This is a genomic window from Polaromonas sp. (genome assembly GCF_043778355.1).
Lineage (GTDB): Bacteria > Pseudomonadota > Gammaproteobacteria > Burkholderiales > Burkholderiaceae_C > Polaromonas.
This window is the reverse complement of sequence record NZ_JAYWHI010000078.1, coordinates 1-2,783: the sequence shown is the minus strand read 5'-3', so window position 1 is coordinate 2,783 and position 2,783 is coordinate 1. Positions and strand designations below refer to the sequence as shown.

Here is a 2,783-nt window from a genome sequence, read left to right as displayed (position 1 = left end):
AAAGAAAAGTGAGTTGCTGCCGGGCAACCCCCGGCTTGCTGGCAAACCGCAACGCACCCTCAAGCCCTCACCGCCGCATAGACTCATTACCCCAATCCCGCCGATCTCCACCTCTCCCTGCCAGTTACCATGTAGCCACAACACCATCACCACCGGCCCCAGGCCGGAGAGGAAAAATAAATGCATCGCATCGTCATCGTCGGAGGGGGCGCCGGCGGGCTGGCGCTGGCCACCCAGCTGGGCAAACATCTGGGCAAAAAAAAGCTGGCCGAGATCACGCTGGTCGACGCCGCGCGCACCCATGTGTGGAAGCCGCTGCTGCACCAGCTCGCCGCCGGCAGCTTCGACACCCATGCCGAGGAAATCGAGTACCTGGCGCAGGCACGCTGGAACCATTTCAAGTTCCGGCTGGGCCGGCTTGAAGGCCTGGACCGCGCCAGCAAAACCCTGCAGCTTGCCGCAAGCCACGACGAGGCCGGTCGGGAAATTACGCCGGCGCAGGAACTCGCCTACGACACGCTGGTGGTTGCCGTCGGCAGCCAGACCAATGACTTCGGCACCCTGGGCGCAGCCGAACACACGATCAAACTCGACAGCCCGCAGGCCGCCAAACGTTTCAACGACCGCCTGATCAACGCCTGCATACGCGCGCAGACGGTGCCGCGCAGCGCCGGCAGCGGCCGCCTGACCGTGGCCATTGTCGGCGGCGGCGCCACCGGCGTGGAACTCGCCGCCGAGCTGCACGCATCGGCGCGCGTGCTGGCCAACTACGGCTTCGACCACATTCACCCGGAAAAGGACTTGCAGATCGTGCTGGTGGAAGCCGCGCCGCGGCTGCTGGCGCAACTGCCGGAGCGCCTGAGCGAGTCGGCGCTGCGCGAGTTGCGCAAACTGGCCATCGAGGTACACACCAATGAAAAGGTGGTCGAAGTCACCGAAGGCAGCCTGAAGATGGCCAGCGGCAAGGTGATCTCGTCGAGCCTCACGGTCTGGGCCGCCGGGGTCAAAGCCGGGGACTTCCTGAAGTCGCTGGGCGGTGCGCAGCCGCTGGAGACCAACCGGCTCAACCAGCTGGTCGTCAACGGTAACCTGCAGACCACAGACGCCAGCATTTACGCCTTCGGCGACTGCGCTGCCTGCCAGCAGCCCGACGGCACCTGGGTGCCGCCACGTGCGCAGGCGGCCTACCAGCAGGCCATGTACCTGGTGAAGGCGCTGCCGCGCCTGCAGCGCGGCGAGCCGGTGTCGCCCTTTGTGTTCCGCGATCAGGGTTCGCTGGTTTCGCTGTCTGAATATTCCTCGGTCGGCAGCCTGATGGGCAGCCTGACCAAGGGCAGCTTTTTTGTCGAGGGACAACTGGCCAAGCTGATGTACTGGGCCCTGCACAAGCAGCACCAACTGGCGCTGGGCGGCTGGAAAAAAACCGCGCTGATCACCTTGTCCGAAATGATTGACCGCACCTACCGCCCGCGCATCAAGTTGCACTGATAATCAGCGAATATTTTTCAACCCAACGGAGAACACCATGGCAAAAGGACAGCAAAACAAGGACAAGATGGTCAAGAAGCCGAAGAAGGACACCGCACCGCCGAAAGCAGTCTCGCCCGATGCGGTGCGCCCCACCATCGTCACGCAAGTTCCCCTGCGCGGCAAACTCAAGAACAAATAAAGCAGTGACGGCCCAGCCGGCAAATCCCCTCCATGGCGTGACGCTGGAAACCATGGTCACGGCCCTGTCGGACCACTATGGCTGGGAAGATCTCGGCCAGCGGATAGCGATTCGCTGCTTCACTTTCGAGCCCAGCGTGCCGTCCAGCCTCAAGTTTTTGCGCAAGACGCCCTGGGCCCGCGAGAAGGTCGAAAGCCTGTACCTGTTCATGCTGAGGGAGCAGCGGCGGGCAGCACCCACCGTGCATAACTTCCCGCCGCCAAAGGTGGGGCCCTAAGCTCCCAGCGGGTTGGCAAACAGCAGCATCATGGCCACGCCCACACCGATCAGGAAGTTGGCGTCAATCAGGCCAGCCAGCAGGAACATCTTGACCTGCAGTGGCTCCATCAGCTCGGGCTGGCGCACCGCGCCCTCGATGAAGCGCCCGCCCATCACGCCTATGCCCAGGCAGGCGCCAATGGCGCCCAGTCCGATCAAAAGGCCAGCTGCAATCGAAATGGCACCTGCGTCTGTCATGATTTTTCTCCTTCGTTAAACACTTGCTGATGGCTAGGGCCTGTTCACACTATTTATACAAATGCGAACGTGCTTAAAACAGCGCCAATCTAGGCGCGCGACGACGCCCAGCCTGGGCGGCTGGGATAGGAGTGCAACGACGAGTGGCGTTGTTTTAAGCACGTTCCCTCCGGGTTGCGGCCAAAAAGGCCATGCGCAGTGTTGCGAAGCCTTGCCGGGCGCCAGCCCGGCTGCGTTTTGCGCCTCGCGCATGACCTTTTTGACTCGCAACGCATTTTGCATAAATAGTGTGAACAGGCCCCAATGATGCTGGCCGGTTCACCGCAAAACAATGACCCCGCAGGTCATGCAGAGGTGCCCCCTGGCTTTGAGCTGGTCCATGCCGACGCCAGCCTGCTGGTGCTGGGCAAGCCCGCTGGCCTGCTGTCAGTGCCGGGCCGGGGCGCGGACAAGCAGGACTGCCTGAGCACACGTGTGCAGCAGCACTTTCCCGACGCACTGGTGGTGCACCGGCTCGACATGGCGACCTCGGGCCTGCTGCTGATGGCGCGCAGCATCGCCATCCAGCGGGCGCTGGGCGCGCTGTTCGAGCGGCGCC

General features: G+C 63.1%; 6 protein-coding genes. 4 read left to right on the top strand and 2 right to left on the bottom strand.

Going from position 1 to position 2,783, the window contains the following annotated elements:
* Positions 1-186: hypothetical protein (locus tag ACH2CW_RS11570; RefSeq protein ID WP_395058231.1), on the bottom strand; the 186-nt coding region annotated here is incomplete at its 3' end.
* Between ACH2CW_RS11570 and ACH2CW_RS11565 the strand changes: the two genes are divergently transcribed.
* The 3 genes from ACH2CW_RS11565 to ACH2CW_RS11555 are packed head-to-tail and all read left to right on the top strand — an operon-like array spanning position 181 to position 1,946.
* Entirely contained in the window at positions 181-1,488 is a 1,308-nt protein-coding gene (locus tag ACH2CW_RS11565; protein WP_395058229.1) for an NAD(P)/FAD-dependent oxidoreductase, read from the top strand. The genes ACH2CW_RS11570 and ACH2CW_RS11565 overlap by 6 nt on opposite strands.
* A gap of 37 nt (positions 1,489-1,525) precedes the next feature.
* Entirely contained in the window at positions 1,526-1,669 is a 144-nt protein-coding gene (locus ACH2CW_RS11560; protein ID WP_300561999.1) for a hypothetical protein, read from the top strand.
* Positions 1,608-1,946, top strand: a complete 339-nt coding sequence (locus ACH2CW_RS11555) for a VF530 family DNA-binding protein (RefSeq protein WP_395058226.1) — start codon at positions 1,608-1,610, stop codon at positions 1,944-1,946. Before ACH2CW_RS11560 ends, ACH2CW_RS11555 begins: the two co-directional genes overlap by 62 nt.
* Here ACH2CW_RS11555 and atpE read toward each other — a convergent pair.
* Positions 1,943-2,185 carry a F0F1 ATP synthase subunit C gene (gene atpE, locus ACH2CW_RS11550; RefSeq protein WP_395058224.1) on the bottom strand — a complete coding sequence of 81 codons (243 nt, stop codon included), beginning with the start codon at positions 2,183-2,185 and terminating at the stop codon, positions 1,943-1,945. The genes ACH2CW_RS11555 and atpE overlap by 4 nt on opposite strands.
* A gap of 306 nt (positions 2,186-2,491) precedes the next feature.
* Here atpE and ACH2CW_RS11545 point away from each other — a divergent pair.
* The coding region (locus ACH2CW_RS11545; protein ID WP_395058222.1) for a pseudouridine synthase at positions 2,492-2,783 on the top strand (292 nt) is incomplete at its 3' end.

Excerpts from the sequence above, each read along its gene's own strand:
- ACH2CW_RS11565 (WP_395058229.1), top strand. The coding sequence starts at position 181 with ATGCATCGCATCGTCATCGTCGGAGGGGGCGCCGGCGGGCTGGCGCTG.
- ACH2CW_RS11560 (WP_300561999.1), top strand. The coding sequence starts at position 1,526 with ATGGCAAAAGGACAGCAAAACAAGGACAAGATGGTCAAGAAGCCGAAG.
- ACH2CW_RS11555 (WP_395058226.1), top strand. The coding sequence starts at position 1,608 with ATGCGGTGCGCCCCACCATCGTCACGCAAGTTCCCCTGCGCGGCAAAC.
- atpE (WP_395058224.1), bottom strand. The coding sequence starts at position 2,185 with ATGACAGACGCAGGTGCCATTTCGATTGCAGCTGGCCTTTTGATCGGA.